This is a genomic window from Streptomyces sp. NPDC058534 (genome assembly GCF_042717365.1).
Taxonomy (GTDB): domain Bacteria; phylum Actinomycetota; class Actinomycetes; order Streptomycetales; family Streptomycetaceae; genus Streptomyces.
In genome coordinates, this window is sequence record NZ_JBHXNW010000025.1 from 82,291 (window position 1) to 103,218 (window position 20,928).

Consider the following 20,928-nt stretch of genomic DNA (forward strand, 5'->3'; position numbering starts at 1 on the left):
ATGCCTGTCATCACCGTCAACGACATCAGGATCAACTACTACGACAGCGCGCCGCCGGGAGCCGGCGGCGCCGCACCGGCCGTGCTGCTGGTGATGGGCTCGGGCGGCAGCGGCCGGGCCTGGCACCTGCACCAGGTGCCCGCCCTGGTCGCCGCCGGCTTCCGGGTGATCAGCTTCGACAACCGGGGCATCGCCCCCAGCGAGGAGTGCCCCGGCGGCTTCGGCATCGACGACCTGGTCGCCGACACCGCGGCCCTCATCGAGGAACTGGGCCTGGGCCCCTGCCAGGTGGCGGGCATCTCCATGGGGGCGCACATCGCCCAGGAGCTGGCGCTGTCCCGGCCCGACCTCGTGGACCGGCTGGTGCTGATGGCGACCCGGGCCCGCCCGGACGCGCTGCGCGACGCGCTGTGCCGCGCGGAGATGGAGCTGTACGACCGGGGGGTCCGGCTGCCCGCCGCCTACGAGGCGGTCGTACAGGCCATGCAGAACCTGTCGCCCCGCACCCTCGACAACGACCGGCAGGCCCGCGACTGGCTCGACGTGCTGGAGCTGACCCGGGTCTCCGGGGCGGGGCACCGGGCCCAGCTCGGGGTGGGCGTGATGCCCGACCGGCGCGAGGCGTACCGGGGCATCCGGGCCGCCACCCGCGTCGTCGCCTTCCAGGACGACCTGATCGCCCCGCCCCACCTGGGCCGGGAGGTCGCCGACGCGATCCCCGGCGCCGAGTACGAGCTGGTGCCCGACTGCGGGCACTACGGCTACCTGGAGTCACCGGACGCGGTGAACAAGAGCCTCGTCGAATTCCTGCGCCGGTGAAGGAGAACCCCTTGAAGACCGAGACCGAGACCGAGACCGAGACCGGGTCGGGGGCCGGGTCCGAGGCCCTGGCGCCCGCCGACCGCCACCTGCTCGGGCTGGCCCTGGAGGTGTGCCCCGGCTTCGCCCCCGGCGAGGTCGTCTACCGCAGCCGCACCTCCCTGGTGGTGGGCGGCTCCCTGGACGGCGTAGAGGCGCTGGCCAAGGTGCGCACACCCGACTGGCGGCGCCAGTGCCTGCGCGAGATCGACACGTACGACCTGTTCGACGCGGTGCCCCCGCCGGTGCCGGTGCCCCGCCGTTTCGCCTCCGACAAGGAGCGCGCCGTGCTGGTCATGGAGCGGCTCGCCGGGGAGGTGCTGGCGCCCGACCGCTTCCCGGTCACGCCCGTCGCCCGCGAGGACCTGGACGGGGTCCTCGCAGCCGTGGAGCAGCTGCGCCACTGGCACCCCGCGCTGGCCGATGGCTGGTCGGTGGACTACCGGGGGATGCTGGACGGCGTGCACGCCCAGGGCGTCTTCGACGACGAACACTGGGCGTCGCTCCTCAGACTCCTCGAACTGTCCGGCACGCCGCGCGAGTTCGGCCACGGCGACCTGGTGCTCGCCAACGTGGTGCGCAGCCGGGGCCGGCAGGTCCTGATCGACTGGGCGAGCAGCGCCCTGTACCTGCCCTGCCTCGACCTCGCCCAGCTCTGGATGCTGCTCGGGGACGTGCCCGGCGCGCGGGCCCGGATCGAGGTGGCGGTGGCCGAACGCGCCGACGAGCGGGACGGGATGATGCCGTTCCTGGTGAACCTGACGCTGCTGCTCTACCGCGAGCGCCGCGCCCACCAGCGGTTCACCGACGACGCCTCGCGGGCCCGGGCGGTGCGCCTCGACGCCGCCTGGGAGCTGACCCGGCACCGTGTCCGGCAGTGCCTGGCGACCGCCGGCTGACCGGCACGCGGCACACGCGAAGGGGCCTCCCGGTGAAGTCGGTCACCGGGAGGCCCCTTCGTGTGGGGGGATTACTGGATGAGCAGCTGGTGGCTGGCCAGCTCCCGGTAGAGGGGGCTGGTGCCGGTCAGTTCCTCGTGCCGGCCGGCGGCGACGACCTCGCCGTGTTCCAGGACGACTATCTGGTCGCTGTCCACGACGGTGGAGAGCCGGTGGGCGACCACGAGCAGCGACCGGTCGGCGCTGACCGTGCCGATGGCCTCCCGCATCAGGGCCTCGTTGCGGGCATCGAGGTTGCTGGTCGCCTCGTCGAGCAGCATGATCGGCGGCGCGGCCAGGAAGGTGCGGGCCAGGGCGAGCCGCTGCCGTTCGCCGCCGGACAGCAGGACGCCGCCCTCGCCGACCTCGGTGTCCAGGCCGAGCGGCGCCCGCTCGATGACGCCCATGAGGTTGACCGAGCGCAGCACCTCCCGCATGTCGTCGTCGGTGGCGTCGGGCGCGGCGAGGGACAGGTTGTCGCGGACGGTGCCGGCGAGGACCGGCGCCGACTGCTCCACGTAGCCCAGGCGTTGGCGCAGCTCCCGGCGCGGCAGGTCGCGTACGTCGGTGCCGCCGACCCGCACCACGCCGGAGGTGACGTCGTAGAAGCGTTCCACCAGCGACAGCAGGGTGGACTTGCCCGCTCCGGAGGGGCCGACCAGGGCGGTGCGGGTGCCGCGGGGGACGGTGAGGGACACGTCGCGCAGGACCGTCTCGCCGTTGTCGTAGCCGAAGCTGACCCGGTCGAACTCGATCGCGGGCGGCCGTCCGGCACCGGCGTCGGTCTCCGATTCGGGCCGGGTCCGCTCCCGCACCGTCAGCGTCCCGGCGGCGGCGCTGTCGGTCTCCTGCGGCAGGTCCACCATCTCCTCGATGCGCTGGAGTGCGCCGAGCCCCGACTGGAGCCGGGAGTAAGCGGTCAGCGCGCGGCCGAGCGGGAACCAGAGCATGAACAGGAACAGCACGAAGGCGACCATGTCGCCGACCTGGATGGCGCCGCTGGCCACCCGGGCGCCGCCCAGGCCGAGGACCACGAGGAACGCCACCTGGATGGTGGTCGACGTGATCGGGTTGATCATCGCCTGGAGGCGGGCGATGCGCATGCCGGCGTGGTACGCCTCCTTGGCGTAGCCGTCGACGGCGTGCCCCTCGCGTTCCTCGGCGCCACTGGCGCGGATGGTGCGGACGGCGGAGATGGCGCGCTCGACGGCGGACGTCATCTCGCCGATGCGGTCCTGGGCGTCGCGGGAGGCCCCGCGCACCCTGCGGGAGAGCCCGACGACGGCGAGGACGCCGAGGCCCAGGCCGAGGGCGGTGGCCGCGAACAGGGTGGGGTCGATCAGGCACATCATGAGCGCGGAGCCGCCGACCATGACGACGTTGGTCACGGTGTCGAACAGGCCCGAGGTGACCACCGCGCGCAGCATCGTGGTGTCGGCGCCGACCCGGGAGAGCATGTCGCCGGTGCGGCGCCGGTCGTACTCGGTGATCGGCAGCCGCAGCAGGCGGGCCACCAGCCGGCGGCGGGCGGTCAGGACCAGCCCCTCGGCGGCCCGCTGGAGCAGGTAGTCGCGGACCCCGCCGAGCACGGCCACGACGATGAGGACGCCGATGAGCAGGGCGACCAGCCGGCCCACCGGCCGGTCCGCCTCGATGTCGGTGAGCACGTCGCGGGTGAGCACCGGCTGGCTGAGGGTGAGGAGGGTCACCACCAGCGAGAGCACCGCGACGATCCCCAGCGTCGGCCAGTAGCCCTGGAGATACGGGAACAGGGAGCGCAGTCCGACCTTCCGGGCGGGCGGGGCCGGCGGCCCGGGTTCCGGCGCGCTCTTCGCCCCGGCGTCCGGAGCGGGCGGTCGCTCCCTGGTCTGCGTGCTCGTCATCGGACTCCTACTCCTGTGTCACTGCGGGGGCTTCGCCGGTCAGGCGGGCTGTGGCGCGTCTCCGAGCACATAGCCGTCGGCCGGGCGGATCGCGCGGCAGCGGCGCAGGTCGGTCAGCACGAAGGTGCGCTGGAGCCAGCGGTCGGTACCGTCGTAGCGCGGGGTGAACTCGGTGCGGCCGTGGACAGTGACCCGGTTGTCGACGATCGCCAGCTCGCCCGGGGCGAGGCGGTGGGTGGCCGCGGTGGCGTCGAAGCGGGCCTGGAGTTCCCGCAGGGCCTCTGCGGCGCGTTCGGTGACCGGTTCGGTGGCCGCCAGGTCCACCCGGAGGTCGGGATCCGAGGGGTCGCCGAGGAGGACGGGTCCCGCTGCCTCGCCGGCTCCGCTCAGGTTGAAGGACGGCGGCGGCGCGGTGATGAACTCCGGTGCCCACAGGGCGTCCACGGTGCGGTCGGAGAGCAGCGGGAGCACCTGCCGGACGCAGGCGGTCCGCAGGCCCGCCCGGCCCGTGGGATCGGCCCGCAGGCAGAGCAGCATCACGAAGTCGGGGCGGTGCTCGTGGAAGGCGTTCTCGTTGTGGAACGTCAGCAGGGTCGAGCCGGCGTTGCCCTGGAACTCCTCCATCCCCGGGACGGGGACGACGTCCTGGACGAGGGCCCCGTTCTTCTCCGGCCGGAACGCGCCGGGGTCGCCCAGTCCGCAGGCCACCATCAGCAGCACGGCGGCGCCCAGCGAGGGCTCGCGCTGCACGGAGCCGTTGACCGCCGGGGTCGGCGGCAGCCCCATCGAGTCGACCGGCAGCCCCCGCAGCAGCATTCCGCCGTCCGGTCCCGAGTCCCGGCGGAATTCGGCGAGTTTCTTGCGCAGGTTCGCGGGCCATTCGTGCCAGGCGTTCCTGGCCGCCTCGACCCACTCGGCGTCGTCGGGCCGCCCGGTCGCCTGAGTGGCGAGCTTCCAGGCTATTTCCTCGACGAGTTCCGCGTCCGACTGGTTCAGCGTCACGTCGTAACGCGGCGCCGACCGCGCGGCATTCGCAGCCATTGTCAGAGCCTCCGTCCACAGTCTTTTTTGTGTGCACTCGTGACGCTATGGGCCGTCGTTATCGGCCGCGTATCGAGTGAGCATGAGCGGAGATTCAGGTTCCGGTGAGCCCGGCCAGGCCGAGGAGCAGGTCCTTGACCTCCGTCGCGGCGACGGCCTCCTGGAGGGGGGCGTGCGGGTCGGAGCGACTCGGCGAGCATGGTGTGCAGGTCGGCCCGGTGGATCGTGTAGTACGGCGCCCCGAACTCGGCCAGCCACTCCTCCCCCATCGGCTGCCGCACCAGGGTGGTGCCGTGGGACCAGTCCCGCACCTCCATGCCGATGGGCCGTACGCCGAGGGCGCGCAGCCGCTCGCCGAGGCCCCAGCGTTCCAGGACGCGGCTGCCGTTGGGGCCCAGGTGCCTGCCCACGCCCGACTCCCTGAGTTCCGGCGCCTGCTCGAAGACGCGTACCTCATGGCCCTTACGGGTCAGGGCGAGGGCGGCGGCGAGTCCGCCGATGCCCCCGCCGACCACAGCGATCCGCGGCTTCGGCACCACGCTGTCCCTTCCTCTAGTGCGCTCGGTGCGGTCAGCTCCGCTGGTCCTGCACGGGTTCCGCGCCCGACCAGACGACGGCGGCGGAACCCCAGGTGAGGCCGCCGCCGAAGGCGGTCAGGAGCAGCCGGTCCCCGGAACCGACACGCCCCTCGGCTGCCGCGTCGGCCAGCGCGAGGGGGATGGACGCGGCGGCCGTGTTGGCGACGTCCGCGATGTTCGACACCACCCGCTCCCGGGGCAGGCCCAGGCGCTTGGCCACCGAGGTGAGGATGCGGAGGTTCGCCTGGTGCCCGACGAACGCGTCCACGTCGGCGAGGGCCCAGCCCGCGTGCGCGGCGACGGAGCGCGCGGACTCCGTCATGGTGGTCACGGCACGGGCGTAGACGTCGCTGCCCCGCATGGTGAGGTGGTCGCCGTCCGGCGGGATGGTGATCAGGTCGTCGCCGGTGCCGTCGCTGCCGAGTTCGGTGTGGAGCACCGCACCCGGGTCGCCGGTCCGGCCGCGTTCCAGGAGCACGGCGCCGGCCCCGTCGCCGAACACGACGGCCGTACCCCGGTCGCCGGGGTCGACGATCGACGAATAGACGTCCGCGCCGATGACCAGGGCCCGCTCACAGGTGCCCGCGGTGATCATCGCGTCGGCCACGGTCAGCCCGTACACGAACCCGGAGCACACGGCGGACAGGTCGAACGCGGCGGCCCGCAGCCCGAGCCGGGACGCCACCCGGGGCGCGGTGGCGGGGCAGCGCCGGTCCGGTGTCGTGGTCGCGAGCAGTACGAGGTCGCAGTCGTTCCGTCCGGCGGACTTCAGCGCGGCGGCCCCGGCGGTCACGGCGAGGTCCCCGGTGGTGGTCCCGGCGGACACCCGGCGACGGCGTTCGATGCCGGTGCGGCTGTGGATCCAGGCGTGGTCGGTGTCCAGGTCCCGGGACAACTCGTCGTTGGTGACCACCGTCTCCGGCAGACAGGTGCCCAGGCCGGTGACGACGGCACCGACGCGGTCGTTCGACGCGGTCACGGACGTACTCCCGCCTGGACGGCGCCGGGGGCGGCGTGGGCGTCGGCTTCGGCGGAGGCCGATTGCGCGGGCTGCCCGGACCCGGCGTGGGCCGCGGCGGCGTGCCGTTCCGCGAAGTCCGGGTGGGCGATGGGGGCGCTGATCAGCTCCTCGGGCACGGCCAGTTCGCGGAGCAGCGCCCCGGCGTCGAGGGACGCGCCGGCCGCCTCGTTGCGGGCCGCCTCGAACCCGAGGAGCGCGTCCTGGTCGAGGATCCCGGCCCGCAGCCCGGTCAGCGCGTGCTCCAGTACGCAGGCCGCCGCGTACTGCCCGAGCAGCCGCTCGGACAGCGGGTTCGCGGCCTCGCGGGCCCAGTGGCCGATCGCCAGCGTCTGGTGGACGGCGCGGCTCCACTGCGCGCTGGCCTCCCCCGCGCCGTCGCGCTCCACCCGGTCGAGCAGGGTGTCGCAGACGGCCCGCAGCACGCGGGCGGCGTCCAGGCGCGCGGCCCCGGCCACCGCCTCGTCAAGCACCTTGTCGAAGTCCTCGCGGTGGCGCAGGGCGAACCGGGTCGCCTGGTAGCCGAGGACGGTGTTGTCGCCGCCGAAGGTGACGGCGATCTCGTAGTCGTGCAGCAGGGGCGCGATCTGGTTCGCGTCGTGGTAGCCGAGCCCGCCGCACAGCTCCCGGGTCTCGGCGAGGGTGTGCCGGGCGTCGCCGGTGGAGCCGGACTTCCCGCAGGAGATCAGGGCGTGCAGCACCTGGTCGCGGGCCGGCGCCCCCTGCGCGCTGCGGGCCACCGCGATGTCGGACAGCGCGGCCATGGCGTGCCGGGCGCCCAGCGACCGGCCCACGGCCGCGGTCAGCCGCATGCGGTAGTGCTCGTGGCCGAGCAGCGGCCGGCCGAAGGTCTGCTTGACGGCCGCGAACCGGGTGGTGATCGCGCAGGCGAGCAGTTGCGCGTACGCCGCGCCCACCGAGGGGAAGAGCCGCTCGTGCGTGAAGGTGGCCAGACACTCCTCGAACCGCCGATGACGCGGCAGCGGAGAGCTGTAGCTCCCCTCCTCGTCGATCGACGCCCAGCGATTCATCAGGGCGGAGAGCGGCAGCCGATAGTGGGTGAAGGTCAGCACACCGGTCTGGTTGGCGGTGACGCCGCCCTTCGGCTCGGCCCGCCCGATCCGCACGCCGGGCAGCACTTCCCCGTCCGCGCGCAGCGGAACCCGCAGCCAGTGGTGCCCCTCGTCCCGCCCGCCGACCACCAGCCGGCTCAGCACCATCGCCACGTCACCGCTGTGCAGGCTGTTGCCGGTCCACACCTTGCTGTCGGCGGGCCGCGGGGTGTTGAGCACCAGGGTGCGGTCGCGGGGGTCGTACGTCGCGACGGTCCGTACCTGCTTCAGATCGGACCCGGCGAGCAGTTCGGACCCGGCGAAGCAGTACATCCGCTCCATCGAGTCGATCTCCGCCGCCCAGGCGTCCAGTTGCTCGGGACCGGCGTGGCTGAGCAGCGCGTCGCCCGCGATCTGGTGCGAGACGAGGACGTTGAGCAGGGACAGGTCGTACGCGCCGATCCAGCCCATGGTGCGCAGGAACTCGGGGAAGCGGGCGCTGTCACCGCGCCCCAGCCAGAGGGAGTTCGCCGCGAACCCGGCCCCGTTGAGGAGCCGCGCCCGGCGCAGCGTGAGCAGGCTGTAGTCGAGGACGCTGAGGTCGTCGGGTCGGATGGTGGCGAACTCGGGCCCGGAGAGGACACGGGCCAGCTCTTCTTCGCGTTGCGTCATGAACTCTCCAGGGATGGCCGCGGGGACCGGGACGACGTCACGGCGTGACGGCGTGACGGCGTGACGGCGTGACGGCGTGACGGCGTGACCGTGAGTGGTGTGATCGGGTCAGGCGGCGTCGAGTACGAGCGCGCAGTTGCTGCCGCCGAAGCCGAAGGAGGTGCTCACGGCGACGCTCCCGCCGTGCCGGCGCGGGCCGCCGAGGACCAGGTCGAGGTCGGGCAGGTGGGGGTCGGCCCGCTCGGTGTGCGCGATGGGCGGCAGGATGCCGGTGCGCAGGCCGCGCAGGGTCAGTACGGCCTCGATGGCGCCGGCCGCGCCGAGGGTGTGGCCCAGCAGGCCCTTGTTCGCGGTGACGGCCGGGCCGTGCGGGAAGAGGCGGGCGATGAGCCGGGCCTCCGTCTGGTCGTTCTGCGGGGTCGAGGTGCCGTGCGCGTTGACGGAGTCCACGTCCCGCACCGACATGCGCGCCGCCGCCAGCGCCCGCTCGACGGCGGCCGCGGCGCCGGCACCGTCCGGACGGGGGGCGGTCGGGTGGTGGGCGTCGGAGGTGTCGGCGTGCCCGAGCAGCCGCCCCAGCACGTCCGCACCCCGGGCGCGCGCCTTGGCCGGCTTCTCCATCACGACGGCCGCGGCGCCCTCGGAGATGACGAAGCCGTCGCGGTCGGCGGCGAACGGCCGGGACGCGTCGGTCGCCTTCTGCTCGGACAGCGCGCCCATGCGGGCGAAGCCGGAGACGACGAGGGGGGTGACGGCGGCGTCCGTGCCGCAGGCGATGACCGTGTCGCAGACCCCGGCGTCGAGCAGCGTCTTGCCCAGCCCAATGGCGGAGGCCCCCGACGCACAGGCAGCGGCCACGGTGTGACCGGGCCCGGTGATCCCGTACCGCGCACCGATGGCCCCGGCGGCCATATTGATCAGGGCCCGAGGATGCAGATACGGCGAGACCATGCCCGCCCCCTGCCGCTCCATCCGCCGATGCTGCTCGTCATGCGTGGTCACCCCGCCGAAGGCGCTGCCGACCACGATCCCCACCCGGCTGCCGTCCCAGCTGCCGGTATCGAGCCGCGACTGCGCGAGCGCCTCCGCCACGGCGGCGAGGGCGAACCGTATGAACGGATCGGTACGGGCGGTCCCGCGCCCGGTCAGCTGCCCCGGCCGCAGCTCGGGCACCCGCAGACTGTGCCACGCCCCGGTACCGGCCAGCGGCTCCGGATCACCGCTCTCCAGGGACCCGGCGGCACACATCGCCTCCCAGGTCGAGTCGGCGTCGGTACCGGCCGGCGTCACCAGTCCGGCACCGGTGATGGCCACGGGCCCCTCGGTCACGCCGCTTCCAGACCCGCGCCGGCCAGCGAGACGACTTCCCCCACGCTGAGATCCGCGATCCGCGTCTCCTCACCGCCGAGGTCCACGCCGGTCTCCTCCTTGATCCGCACGATCAGCTCGGCGACGGCCAGCGAGTCCAGCTCCAGATCCCGCAGCAGCGCCGCGTCCGTGATCTCCGCCGGCTCCACTTCCAGATCCTCGGCCAGAATCCCGTGCACAACCGACTTGGGGTCCGTACTCATGGGCGTTCACCTCAGGGGCTCAGGGTTGATTCGACACCTCGAAACGAGATCGGCTCCACTGTGCTGGCGGCCGATATGGGGGACCTATCGCGCCGTTATCAGGGGTACGGGTACAGCCGAACAGGACAAAAGGTGCGGGGCGCCCACCCGGAACCCCCCACTCCCCCACCTCGCCCGCCACCACCCTCCCCCCACCCCACCCGCTACACTGTCCGCGACGGCCCAGCCCTGCCGGGCCGCCCGCCTTCGTAGCTCAGGGGATAGAGCACCGCTCTCCTAAAGCGGGTGTCGCAGGTTCGAATCCTGCCGGGGGCACAACCAGAAGGGCCAGCTCAGGAGGGGTTTCCTCCCGGGCTGGCCCTTAGGCGTTTCAGGGTCCGCGCGTGCCGGTACGCGTGAACCGGCCGAGAGCATCCGCGGCCGAGAAGCCGGGTGAAGCCACCCACGGCAACTTGGGACGCTTGCGGACCGCATTGGGTCTCGACAGACTCGGCAAGCACGTTCTCAGCTCCATTGCCCGTAAGGTCGAGGCTTCGGGTCTCGGGTACTTCCCGCTTTCTGTCCTTGATCCAGGTGCAACACAGAACCGCGCAAGGAACAGCAGGTGTGGGTGTATACACGTGACGGGAGCGAGCGTGCCCGCGTCACGGGTTGGTGAGCGGCGACTACTCGTCACTCACTGCGGAGGAGAAGCTTCGCGAAGTCCAGAAGATCATTAACGCTTGAAGGTATGACGCACGCTGCGACTCGGATAGGAGCCGAGTCGCAGCGCGCCAGGCCCGTGCCAGATCGTGCGGGGAATCACGGGGAACACCGGGCGCCAAGCCGACAAGCGGCCGGGCGCGGGTAGCGCTAGCGCCCAGGTCAGCCAAGCAGCCGCCACATCGCCTCATCTTCCCAAGCTGAGGTTCCGATGAGGCTGACTGGGCGGCTGGGCCGGAAGGGACCGCGGCACAGTTCCGCAAGAGCCTTACAGTGTCGGCATGTTCGAGACGATCCGTTGGCGCTGCTACGCGCACGTGGCCCACCGCCGCGGTGCCGAGCGAGTGGTCGGCCGCATCGGAGAGCTATTGCCGCACACCATCGAGATCGAAAGTTACGAGCGGTACTGGAAGTTCCCAGAACTTGCTGAGCTGCAGTTCCTCTCTCCCCTTCGTCGTTCCGCCCCGGAGGATGCGCTTCTCACCACCCTTCAGTGGGCATGGAGGGTCGCGACGCCCTGGACGCTCAGCAGCCAAGATTTAGGCGTACGTCATGAGTTCACGGGCATCGCGTCCTCTAACGTCGGAGCCAGTTTCAGTGTCGCCGGCATCGAGTGGATGGAGTTCACCATCACTGATTGCCAAGAGATACCTCTGCGGATAGGGCGAGCTGACACCCACAAGTGACATCAATAGCATCGGACGCAGGCACCCATGCGCGGCCCGGCGCAGCTACCGCGACCGGACGACGACACAGCCGGGCTGAGCAGACGATGGTAGAGGCTCTGCCCTGCTGTCCCAGGCGATGGATGTAAGCAACATGGCCGCCCTCTCGACGGTGGGTGACGTAGCACTTACCGTGTGTCGAGTTGGATACCGGGAGTGTGCTGGCCTCTGGGGGCGGGATGCAGCGCAGGGACGGGTTTCGGCGAATCGTCAGCGAGTTCGGTGCGACCTGCAAGCAGGCACTGCTGCATGGACAGAAGGAAGCCGCGATCCGTCGCGCCGTGGAGACGCTTCTCGTCGACGCAGCGAGCGCGTTGGGGCTGCAGGCCGTCCTGCATGCTGAGATAGCGATCGCCGCGCACCGAATCCGCCCCGACCTGGCTGTGCGGATCGGGAAGTTATCGTGCAACATCGTCGGCTACGTCGAGCTGAAGAGCCCGGACAAAAGCGTGATCCATCCCGGCGGGCTGAACCCTCGTGACCGACGACAGTGGGAGGGCATGGCGAAGCTCCCCAACTTGATCTACACCAACGGGCAGACGTGGATCATGTACCGCTCAGGTCGGCAACACGGCGACACCATCCACCTCGAAGGCGATCTGCGTACCGCTGGCTCCCGCCTGCGGATACCGGCAGCCAGCGAGGCCGCCTTCGAGTCGATGCTGACCGCGTTCTTCAGTTGGCAGCCCCGTCCACTGACATCGATGCGGGAAGTTGTCGCCCAGGTAGCCCCGCTGTGCACTCTTCTGCGCGATGCCGTCCACGACCGACTCGACGCCGAAGCCAGGCTTCCCCGCCACCGGCGTCCCTTCACCGACCTGTCCTCCACCCTTGAAGTCGATCTTTTTCCCACCACCGACGACCGAGACAAACGTGCGGCGTTCGCCGACCGCTACGCCCAATCCGTCACGTTCGCGCTCCTGCTCGCCGGCTCGGACGCCGATGGCCACGACAGCGCCCTGGCCAAGGTGAGCCTGCATGAGGTTGGCCGGCGTCTGGGAGCGGAGCACTCCGTCATGGGGCGCGCTCTGCAGATCCTCACCGACCAAGTCGAGGGAGAATTTCGCGACAGCCTCGACATGCTCGTTCGCGTCATCGACGCCATCGACTGGCGCAGTGCCCTTGCCAGCGAACCCGGCTTCCACGTCCACCTTTACGAGCACTTTCTGCAGGCGTACGACCCCGACCTCCGCAAGGATTCCGGCACTTACTACACCCCAGCACCGCTGATGGAGGAGATGATCCGCCTCGTCGACGAAGTGTTGGCCACCAGGCTGGGTTGCCCGGACGGTTTCGCCGACCCCGGTGTGTCCATCATCGACCCGGCCATGGGCACCGGCACCTTCCTCACCGGCATCATTGACCTCGTCGCCCGCAAGCAATCCGATGGAGGCAATGACGGATTCCGCGCCGAATCCGTCCAAGAACTCGCAGGTCGGCTGATCGGCTTCGAAAAGCAGATGGGTGCCTTCGCCGTTGCACAGATGCGCGTCGGGCAGATGCTGCGTTCTCTCAATGCCCGCGTCCGGCTACGCGACATGCGCCTACATCTCGCCGATACCCTCGCCGATCCCTGGCGGCCAAGCGAACTCTTCACCCGTTACGGCGCTCTGTGGGGTCCCCTACGTGACGACGCTGAAGCCGCCAGCATCATCCAGCGCGAGGGCCGCATCACTGTCGTCATCGGCAACCCTCCCCACCGCGAGCAGGCGGAAGGCCAGGGCGGATGGATCGAGAACGGCTCACCAGACCGAGGCGCCCCACCCCTGGACGCCTTCCGGCTGCACGGTGCGGCAGGGGTGTACGAGAACAAGCTGAAAAGCCTGTGCACCTACTTCTGGCGCTGGGCCACGCACAAGGTGTTCGACCAGTACGACGACCACCGTCACGGTGTTGTCTGCTTCGTCAGTACCGGCGGGTTCATCCGCAGCGCCGGCTTTCAGGGCATGCGCTCGTACCTGCGCCGTACTTGCACCGAGGGCTGGGTCATCGACCTCACCCCTGAAACGAAGAGACCCCCGCTGAACAGCCGGTTCTTCCCCAGTGTCCAGCAGGAATTGGCCATCGCCATTTTTGTCCGCAGACAAGGCGAGCGGCGAGACCAACTGGCCCCCGTCCACTACACGGCTGTTCATGGCACCCGCCGGGACAAAGAAGAGCAACTGCACGACCTGCGCATCAACGGTCCCGACTGGCGCACTTCCCGGTGTGCCAAGTACGCCCCCTTCACACCCGCTTCACACAGCGGCTGGGACGACTTTCCCGCCCTCACCGACCTCATACCCTGGCGCAAACCGGGCATAAAACCCAATCGGAACTGGGTCTTTAGCCCATCCAAAACCACCTTGCGCCGACGCTGGAACCGCCTCGTCCAGGAACGTGACCCCGCCACACAAAAGGCACTGTTCAAAGAGACCCGCGACCGCGCCCTGGACAAGGAAGCCCTTCAGATACCCGGCCACCCCCACCCGCCCGCCCTCCTCCGCGACGAGCAAAGCCCCTGTCCTGACCCGATACGCATCGCCCGCAGAGCCCTGGACCGCCAATGGCTCATACCCGACGGGCGAGTCATCGACTTTTCCCGCCCGGACCTGTGGCAAGCCGCCATCGACGGCCAGGTCTTCGTCGTCGAGCAACACTCGCAACGCCTACAGACCGGACCGGCACTGCTCTTCACCGCTCTCATCCCCGACATGCACTACTTCAACGGCAACGGCGGTCGTGTGCTGCCGTTCCTGCATGCTGACCGCACCCCCAACATCGCCCCCGGCCTGTTGCATCACCTCGCCAACTCCTACGGTCTCCAAGAGGTCCTCCCGGAAGACCTGCTGGCCTACATCGCTGCCGTCGCCGCACATCCCACGTTCACCGAGCGCTATGCAGACGACCTCAACTCACTCGGCGTGCACATCCCCTTGACCGCCGCAAGCGACCTCTGGCGTGAGGCCGTCAGCCTGGGACACCACATTCTGTGGGCCTCCACCTTCGGCACACGGAGCATCAGCCCGGGTGACGCCCGCCCAGCAGGCACATCGAACTGCTGGCGACGTCTGCATCCCGAGATCACGTACGCTCGAGAAGTCGCGCCCGATGCGCTCCCTTCCACGATCACCTACGACTGCGACAACGAGCACCTGATCATCGAGGGGGGCATCTTCACGGGCGTCACGCCACGCATGCGCAACTACACCACCGGCGGGCGCAACGTACTCGACAGCTGGCTCGCTTACCGCAGCAACCGCGCTGCAGGCAAGGTGACCAGCGAACTCGACCGCGAGCGCCCTCAGCACTGGGAGCACGAGTGGAGTCGGGAACTCGTGGAGATCCTCGCCGTACTCAGTCACCTAACTGCCCTGGAGCCGCAGCAGGCAGACTTACTCGACCGCCTCGTGGCGGCACCCCTGATCGATGTGGCTGAGCTGAATCGACGCCGCATCCTCCCAGTAGCCGAGAGCGCCAAGAGAGCTCGCACCGGCCCGGACCACACGCTTCTGCCCGGCCTGGAATCAGTCGACGGCCAACCGCCTGGCCCTGTCGAACCCCTTACGCCCTCGAACGACTCCCCAGGTGTCGCGACGCCCGGGCGGCGCTCACCAGTGCGGCCCGGCCCCCGCGCCCGACGGCACCGCGGTCGGACCTGATCAGCACGGACGGCATCCAGGTCCAGCGGGAACGGATTCAGCACACATGAGGCCGGGAAGCCCCGTGAACACGCGAGAACTACGGAAGTGTTCCCAGGCCACAGAACTTGGAGCCGACGGCTCTCGTAGGTGCCCTTCGGAATTCATGCCCGACGATCCGTTGCCGACGGCTCAGGCGGCGTGTGGGGTGAAGGTGACGTGCGAATCGCCTTCGTCGATCGTCAGGTTCAGCGTGCCGTCCAGGGCCTTGGCCAAGCGCCGCAGCAACGGAAGGGTCGGCACGGTGTCGCCGCCCTCCATCCGGGAGACTTGCGGCTGCGTCATCCCGGACCGCTCCGCCAGCTCAGTCTGGGACAGGCCGAGCTCGATGCGACGGTCGTAGACCGCCTGACCGAGGTCGCCGGCCAGGCGGGCGTCGACGTACTCCTGGTCGTACTCCACTGCCTCCCCCGCGAGCTGCCGAGTCCGGCGCGTCCTCCATTTGCTGTGGTTCATCAGCTCTCCCTACGCCGTTCGTACGTGTGTTGGGCATGGCCGTGCTCGGCCTCGCATGCCTTCTGGACCTGGTGCGCACGCTCGACTTCCGCCGCTTCACGCATCTTCGTCTTTCGGAAGACCGTCAGCAGCACGATCCGTTGTCCCGGCGCGAGCCAGTACGGAATGCGTACGGCCTCGCCGTCCAAGTCGAAGCGGAGTTCACGGAGCTTGCCTCCCAGGTGCCGCGAGTACGGCTCGCCGAGGGTCGTCGGCTCGTCCAACAGTCGGTCCGTCTTGTCCTCGACCCGCCGGTAGAGACGGAAAGAAAGGAGCTCCAGCCAATCCCGCACCTCGGGCTCGATCTCGATCTGCCACCGCTCCGTCATGCAAGCAACGGTATATACCTCAGAATGCATACCGCAAGCCACCACGGACCTCGGGGCTGCGCCTGCTCACATGGCTCTGCCACCTCGGTCCGCCCGGGAAGGTCGCTGCCTCCGGCCCAGCCAGAACGTATTCGGCACTCCCCTCAACATTTCTCACGTCTGCGCGAGGTATCTCGTCCTCGTGGTTCGAATCCTGCCGGGGGCACTGTGCATTACCGCTCTGAGCTGGGGTTTCTTCACCAGGGAGGGCTCCACTCCCAACGGATCAGCACCATTCGGCACGGACTCCGCCGCCGGGCTGCGGCCTCAACGATCGCCAGGTCCGCGTCGGGGAGCAGGCTCGTGTGCGTGTCGGCCGTGATGGCGCGGTGGGCGTGAGCGAGAGCGGCGTGCCGGACGGATGGCAGACAGTACGCTGAGTCCAGTGGGATCGGGTCCGCAGCACAGTGTCCGGGAGGTGCCTCATGACGGCCGAGATGGTGGCCCCGGCGTGGATGCATGAGCAGATCACGGCGGAGGAGTACGAGTCCTGGTCCGAGGAGCAGTGCGCTGGGATCGAGATCGTGGACGGGATGGTCGTCGTGAGTCCGAGTGCGTCCAAGCGGCACAACCGGCTGGCCCGAATTCTGGCCAACGCCCTGGATGCCGCCGCGGGCCCGGAGTGGAACGCCGACACCGACTTCGACGTCCGGCTTCAGGACGTCCCGCTCACCAATCGCCGCCCGGACGTCATCGTGTACCGCGCGGACACGATCGACATCCTCCCCACCCGCCCTGAGCACGTGCTGCTGGTCGCGGAGGTGGTGTCGCCAGGCTCGGAGACCACCGACCGGATCGTGAAGGTCGACCAATACGCCAAGGCAGGCATCGACTTCTACTGGCGGATCGAGCAGGCCGCGACAGGCGTGCCTCTCGTGTACACCTACGTGCTCGACCCCGCGACCAAGACCTACCGGGAGGGAGACGTGTTCACCGCTGTCGTCAAGGTAGCGGCCCCCTTCCCGGTGGAAATCGACCTCGGCCAGGTCTGACCCAGGCCCTGCTCGGCAGTCGGCAGCCTTCTACGACGCGGGCGAGCCGGCGTGCATTGCCCTGTATGCGCTCACGGGTCGGGCAAACCGCCGCCCCGCAGAAGATGTCCGTTCGGACCGGAAGGATGGCCGGTCGGACGACGCGGAGTCGGGAAGCGTCGGGCTAGCGTCCTTTACGCCAGGTGACTCCATGGAGGGAAGGCCCGATGGACCAGCGCACGTCCGACCGCAGCGGCGACGCGACCACCGAGTTCGAGAGGGACGTCGTCAATCTGATGCTGGAGACCGTACGCACGGTCGCCAAGCAGGAACGCGACGACGTCGGTACGGAGAGCCTGCTCAGCGCGCTCGTGTCGGGCGACGAACCCGCGGGGTCCGCGATAGCGCCCGGGATGAGGGCCGCCGGCACGCTCGGTGGGTCGATCGCGTGCCGGGGGACCTCGGTGTGGGTCAGCGGGGATGAGGGGGACGGTACGGCGGGCAGTCCGGACGACGAGCGGGAGATCGACGCCTTCTGGCGGGAGGTCCGGCAGGAGGAGGTCCGGAGGCTGCGCTGGAAGAGGCGGAAGGAGGACGTGGCGCCGGGGGGAATTGAACTGCCGCCGATGACCGGTGCGTTGCGGGCCTGTCTGCGCCTGGCGCTGGAAGCCGCACACGCGGAGGGCACCCTTTCCGTGCGGGTCCGCCATGTGGCGCGCGCACTGGTCGAGCTGCCCGATACGCGGGCCCGCGAGGCCATGGTCGTGGAGAAGCTGGACGTCTCCGCCGCCTCCGCCGCGCTCGACGCCTTGCGGGGGAAGGACGAGACGCCCGAGCCCGGCTCCGTGCTGATGCTGCGCAAGGCGGGGACCTTCGGGAAGAGCGGTAATCCGCTGACGCGGAAGTTCACCGCCTGGATCTTCGGTGGCGGCGCCGGCTTCGGCTCCGCGGTCGTGGGCGTGGTGCGCTCGGAGGCCCGGCGGGGGGCGGTACGGCGCGGGGCTCCGGAGCTGGAGCCCGTCGACGTGCTTCTCGGCATCCTGGCCCTGGAGCGGTCGTTGACGGTCGCGGGACGTGAGCTGCCCGAGCAGCTGGCGGGAGCGAACCGGGGAGCGGAACTCCTGCGTCGGCACGGCGTACGGCAGGCCGCCGTCGCCCGCGTGCTGCTCCCCACCACCGGGGTCGTGGAGGGCGAGCCTCAGGAGGTCGAAGCCTCCGCCGGCTTCGACCGGCGGCTCCTGCACGTCACCCAGCTCACCGCCTCCGCCAACGGCTCACCCACCGTCGGCACGACCCATCTGCTGGCCGCGCTGCTGGACGAGGCCGGGACGGGCGCCGATTCCGTGGCGGCGATCGAGCGGGTGCTGACCGAGAGCGGCGCCGACGTCGCGGGACTGCGAGCGGAACCGGAGCTGCGGGTCTCCCGAGGAGTGGCGGCGCCGGGCGCGTGAGCCTCGTCAGGGTGCCGTCGGTGTCGGGAAGGATCTGTCGCCGAAGAGGACCCTGGTGGCCACGGCGTTGCCGAACGAGGTGCGGAGGAGAGGGAATGCCGCTGCCGCTGCCGTCGGGGTGCGGAGTTGGGACAGTGCCCTGCGCAGCATCAGGCGGCCGCGGAAGTCGGCGCGCAGGGTTGCTCCGTCGTAGGCTCGCAGCACCTGCCGGTCCGCCGTGCGCAGTGCCGTGTCCAGGACCGTGGCCGCGTGCTCCGACAGGCGGAGGCACGGGTCCAGGCCGCCCGCGGTGAGCGGCGAGACCGCGCCGGCCGCGTCGCCCACGAGGAGGCCGTCCGCGCAGCTGATCCGGCGGAGGACGCCGCCGACGGGTATCGGGCCGCCGCGTCGCTCCACCGCGTCGGGGCGGGTCACGCCGGTCAGGCCGGGCGCCGCGGCACTGAAGCGTTCCATGGTGCGGCGGAGGCCGTCGGGGAAGCGGTCGGCGTAGCCCGCGACACCGACGTGGGCGTGCCGGCCGTCGTTGACCACCCAGGCGAGGTAGCCGGGGGCGTATGAAGGGTCGAGCACGCAGTGGAAGGTCGGTGGCTCGGCGCCGCCTTCGGACAGTGCGAAGACTTCCTCCGCGCCGACCAGCAGGTGGTGGTTGCGGTCGAGGCCCAGGTCGTGGGCGACCCGGGAGCGGGCTCCGTCGGCGCCTACGACGAAGCGTGCCCGGAGCGTCGTGGGGCCCTCGCGCCCGGCGAGGTGGAAGGTGCCGCCCTTGCGGCCGACGTAGCGGGTGCCGAGGGCGATCCGTACGCCGGACGCCGCCGCGACGGTGGCCGCCTTCGTGTAGAGCGGGCCCATGTCGCCCACTCGGTACTCGTCACGTCCGCTGACCAGGCTGACCGGGCGGCGCAGGTTCGGGGGGTAGAGCAGGACGCGTCGGATCGGTGGGCCGAGGCAGTCGGGAGGGAGGGGGAAGTCGTCGAGTGTCTTGCGGACGAAGATGCCGGTGGTGCGGATCGCGGCTGCCGGACTCGTGCGGCGTTCGGCCAGTACTACGTCGTGGCCCTGTTGGGCGAGGAGTGTGGCGGTGTTCAGGCCGGCCAGGCCCGCGCCGACCACCAGGACGTCGGCGTCGGCCGTGGCTCCGAGGTGGTTCATCGGGGCTGGTCGGGGACGGCCGCGTCCACCCGGTCGTCGGCCTCCCAGCGCAGCAGGTCTCCCGGCTGGCAGTCGAGTGCTTCGCAGAGCGCGTCGAGCGTGGAGAGGCGCACCGCCTTGGCGCGGCCGTTCTTGAGGACCGCCAGGTTGGCGGGGGTGATCCCCACGCGCTCGGCCAGTTCGCCCACGGCCATCTTCCGTCGGGCCAGCATCACGTCGATGTCGACGACGATGGCCATCAGATCACCCCGTTGAGCTCGGCCTGCATCTGCGACGCCTCGACATCGCGCGCGACCGCCTGGGCGAGCAGCACCCGCATCACCAGTACGACGAGCGCGATCCCGAAGGCCGCGAGGGCGACGCCGCAGAGAAGGAGCACGACGCCCGGCGCCACGGCCTCGCCCGGGGCGAGTACGACGCCGAGCGCGCAGACGAGAACCCCGGCGGCGACGAACGCGCCCATCACGACGTGCACGTACCGGAAGGCGGCGTGGGAGAACACCGTGCCCCTGCGCACCATGGTCACCAGACGCCATGTGCTCAGGAGGACGGCTTCCACCGTCATGACGCCCAGGACCACGATCACGACGATCGGTACGCGCCGGCCCGCCAGCTCGCCGCCGTCCAGGTCGGCGGAAAGCAGGGCCGCCATCACCGTCTGGACGAACACCGACCCGGCCAGCAGCGCCACGAGCACGGCGCGCAGCGCGAGCACGGTCAGCTTTCCCATCGCCACTCCTTCAATCGATTCACGATGAGAATCTATCGTGTTTCGATAGGTATCGGCAACGGACGGCCCGCCGGTGCCGCGTCACTCCTCACCGACGGGCGGCTGCCGCGCGAGGAACGCCTCGAACGCCGCCTCCTGCTTGGGATCCACGAAGCCCTGGCGGACATTGCGCGCCTGCTCTTCGAGCCAGTGCGCCTCCTCGGAGGCAGCAGTTCGGCGACGACCACGCCTGCGCGAGCGACCGCCGTACGGCCTCCCGCGCGACGGCGGAAGAGCGTGATCGCTCCGAATTCCACCGAGTGGGCCGGCTCCGGACGTTCACTTCCGGCCCGATCCTCGTCCGCGGCTTCACTCCTCGGATAGGCCACCACAACTTCCAGCTGAATCCCCATGGTTGCCGAGGCCAGTGGCCCCCTCTGACATGACGACTCGTCAGCCGGCCGGCGCCGTGTGCCGCCGGCCCCCGATGCACTCACGGTTTCAGCCGCGCCCACCAATCTTCACACAATCAGACCATCATGCAATGAGCACGTTCATGCCAATTCACTGATGGCGGCTTCGGCCTCCCGGGACGGCTCTTGGTACCACATCAATTTCTTCCAAATGGGACGCAGATTGGTGCGGCGACGTGAAGGACCGGGAAAGTTTTCGCGACCGAAAAGTCACTCGCATACGCCCGCGGGTCGGTGCAGCCCGAATATTGCCGTCTGCCCGCACTCGTCACCGTGCCGGGTGTGGTGGAATTGGTGCAGGCCTGGCGCCGAACCCAGGTGCCCGGCTTACCCATTGACACCGCTCATGAAAGGGAGATGGAATGCAGCACGTTCCTTCCGCAGTGGAGACCCGCGAGATCAACGAGGCGGAGCTGGACGGCATCGCCGGCGGTCTCGACGTCGGTGGCATCAACCTGGCCCCGATGACCGGCCTTGACCTGGGTGGCATCACCGCCCCGGTCACCGCCCCGGTCACCGCCCCGGTGGACGCCTCGCTCGGCAACATCGTGGCTGGTCTGTGATCCGCCGCTGATTCGCGGAACGGCGCCCGGG

19 protein-coding genes, 1 tRNA gene and 1 pseudogene are annotated in these 20,928 nt (G+C 70.3%); 8 read left to right on the forward strand and 13 right to left on the reverse strand.

The window, feature by feature from the left end:
* Both ACFWR9_RS17675 and hasP read left to right on the forward strand, forming a co-directional pair.
* Positions 1-819 carry an alpha/beta fold hydrolase gene (locus ACFWR9_RS17675; protein WP_383842544.1) on the forward strand — a complete coding sequence of 273 codons (819 nt, stop codon included), beginning with the start codon at positions 1-3 and terminating at the stop codon, positions 817-819.
* Between the two features lie 68 nt (positions 820-887).
* Entirely contained in the window at positions 888-1,757 is an 870-nt protein-coding gene (hasP, locus tag ACFWR9_RS17680; RefSeq protein WP_383842602.1) for a 3-hydroxyasparagine phosphotransferase, read from the forward strand.
* 71 nt (positions 1,758-1,828) lie between these two features.
* On the opposite strand, the gene ACFWR9_RS17685 is transcribed toward hasP, so the two are convergent.
* The 7 genes from ACFWR9_RS17685 to ACFWR9_RS17715 form a co-directional block, all read right to left on the reverse strand.
* Positions 1,829-3,679 carry an ABC transporter ATP-binding protein gene (locus tag ACFWR9_RS17685; RefSeq protein WP_383842547.1) on the reverse strand — a complete coding sequence of 617 codons (1,851 nt, stop codon included), beginning with the start codon at positions 3,677-3,679 and terminating at the stop codon, positions 1,829-1,831.
* Positions 3,680-3,718: 39 nt separating this feature from the next.
* Positions 3,719-4,720, reverse strand: coding sequence for a TauD/TfdA family dioxygenase (locus ACFWR9_RS17690; RefSeq protein ID WP_383842549.1), 1,002 nt, complete (start codon positions 4,718-4,720; stop codon positions 3,719-3,721).
* 2 nt (positions 4,721-4,722) lie between these two features.
* Entirely contained in the window at positions 4,723-5,259 is a 537-nt protein-coding gene (locus ACFWR9_RS17695) for an FAD-dependent oxidoreductase (protein WP_383842552.1), read from the reverse strand.
* Positions 5,260-5,290: 31 nt separating this feature from the next.
* Entirely contained in the window at positions 5,291-6,277 is a 987-nt protein-coding gene (locus ACFWR9_RS17700; RefSeq protein WP_383842555.1) for a beta-ketoacyl-ACP synthase III, read from the reverse strand.
* Entirely contained in the window at positions 6,274-8,040 is a 1,767-nt protein-coding gene (locus tag ACFWR9_RS17705) for an acyl-CoA dehydrogenase family protein (protein WP_383842558.1), read from the reverse strand. Before ACFWR9_RS17705 ends, ACFWR9_RS17700 begins: the two co-directional genes overlap by 4 nt.
* Before the next feature lie 108 nt (positions 8,041-8,148).
* Entirely contained in the window at positions 8,149-9,369 is a 1,221-nt protein-coding gene (locus ACFWR9_RS17710; protein WP_383842561.1) for a beta-ketoacyl-[acyl-carrier-protein] synthase family protein, read from the reverse strand.
* On the reverse strand, positions 9,366-9,611 hold the full coding sequence (locus tag ACFWR9_RS17715; protein WP_383842564.1) for a phosphopantetheine-binding protein: 246 nt from the start codon (positions 9,609-9,611) through the stop codon (positions 9,366-9,368). Before ACFWR9_RS17715 ends, ACFWR9_RS17710 begins: the two co-directional genes overlap by 4 nt.
* A 242-nt stretch (positions 9,612-9,853) precedes the next feature.
* Between ACFWR9_RS17715 and ACFWR9_RS17720 the strand changes: the two genes are divergently transcribed.
* From ACFWR9_RS17720 to ACFWR9_RS17730, 3 genes are all read left to right on the forward strand, one after another.
* Positions 9,854-9,926: transfer RNA gene (locus tag ACFWR9_RS17720), tRNA-Arg, on the forward strand.
* A 668-nt stretch (positions 9,927-10,594) separates the two neighbouring features.
* A complete protein-coding gene (locus ACFWR9_RS17725; RefSeq protein WP_383842566.1) occupies positions 10,595-10,999 on the forward strand; it encodes a hypothetical protein in 405 nt (134 codons plus the stop codon).
* Positions 11,000-11,217: 218 nt separating this feature from the next.
* Positions 11,218-14,679: a type ISP restriction/modification enzyme gene (locus ACFWR9_RS17730; protein ID WP_383842569.1), complete on the forward strand. Its 3,462-nt coding sequence runs from the start codon at positions 11,218-11,220 to the stop codon at positions 14,677-14,679.
* Between the two features lie 171 nt (positions 14,680-14,850).
* Here ACFWR9_RS17730 and ACFWR9_RS17735 read toward each other — a convergent pair whose 3' ends face one another.
* Together ACFWR9_RS17735 and ACFWR9_RS17740 are read right to left on the reverse strand one after the other, a co-directional pair.
* Complete coding sequence (locus ACFWR9_RS17735) at positions 14,851-15,174, reverse strand: helix-turn-helix domain-containing protein (RefSeq protein WP_383842572.1); 324 nt, start codon at positions 15,172-15,174, stop codon at positions 14,851-14,853.
* Positions 15,174-15,542, reverse strand: coding sequence for a type II toxin-antitoxin system RelE/ParE family toxin (locus tag ACFWR9_RS17740; RefSeq protein ID WP_383842575.1), 369 nt, complete (start codon positions 15,540-15,542; stop codon positions 15,174-15,176). Before ACFWR9_RS17740 ends, ACFWR9_RS17735 begins: the two co-directional genes overlap by 1 nt.
* Positions 15,543-16,006: 464 nt before the next feature.
* Here ACFWR9_RS17740 and ACFWR9_RS17745 point away from each other — a divergent pair, with 464 nt between their 5' ends.
* Together ACFWR9_RS17745 and ACFWR9_RS17750 are read left to right on the forward strand one after the other, a co-directional pair.
* Complete coding sequence (locus tag ACFWR9_RS17745) at positions 16,007-16,573, forward strand: Uma2 family endonuclease (protein WP_383842578.1); 567 nt, start codon at positions 16,007-16,009, stop codon at positions 16,571-16,573.
* Positions 16,574-16,779: 206 nt separating this feature from the next.
* A complete protein-coding gene (locus tag ACFWR9_RS17750; protein ID WP_383842581.1) occupies positions 16,780-18,003 on the forward strand; it encodes a hypothetical protein in 1,224 nt (407 codons plus the stop codon).
* Positions 18,004-18,009: 6 nt separating this feature from the next.
* Here the strand turns inward: ACFWR9_RS17750 and ACFWR9_RS17755 are convergent, their stop codons facing one another.
* The 4 genes and pseudogenes from ACFWR9_RS17755 to ACFWR9_RS17770 all read right to left on the reverse strand — a co-directional run.
* Positions 18,010-19,152, reverse strand: a complete 1,143-nt coding sequence (locus ACFWR9_RS17755) for an NAD(P)/FAD-dependent oxidoreductase (protein ID WP_383842584.1) — start codon at positions 19,150-19,152, stop codon at positions 18,010-18,012.
* Positions 19,149-19,391, reverse strand: a complete 243-nt coding sequence (locus ACFWR9_RS17760; RefSeq protein ID WP_383842587.1) for a helix-turn-helix domain-containing protein — start codon at positions 19,389-19,391, stop codon at positions 19,149-19,151. Before ACFWR9_RS17760 ends, ACFWR9_RS17755 begins: the two co-directional genes overlap by 4 nt.
* Entirely contained in the window at positions 19,391-19,882 is a 492-nt protein-coding gene (locus ACFWR9_RS17765) for a DUF2975 domain-containing protein (RefSeq protein ID WP_383842590.1), read from the reverse strand. Before ACFWR9_RS17765 ends, ACFWR9_RS17760 begins: the two co-directional genes overlap by 1 nt.
* Before the next feature lie 81 nt (positions 19,883-19,963).
* Positions 19,964-20,202: pseudogene (locus tag ACFWR9_RS17770) on the reverse strand (hypothetical protein); the annotation flags it as partial.
* Between the two features lie 494 nt (positions 20,203-20,696).
* Between ACFWR9_RS17770 and ACFWR9_RS17775 the strand changes: the two are divergent.
* Entirely contained in the window at positions 20,697-20,897 is a 201-nt protein-coding gene (locus tag ACFWR9_RS17775) for a type A2 lantipeptide (RefSeq protein WP_383842593.1), read from the forward strand.
* Positions 20,898-20,928: the final 31 nt, after the last annotated feature.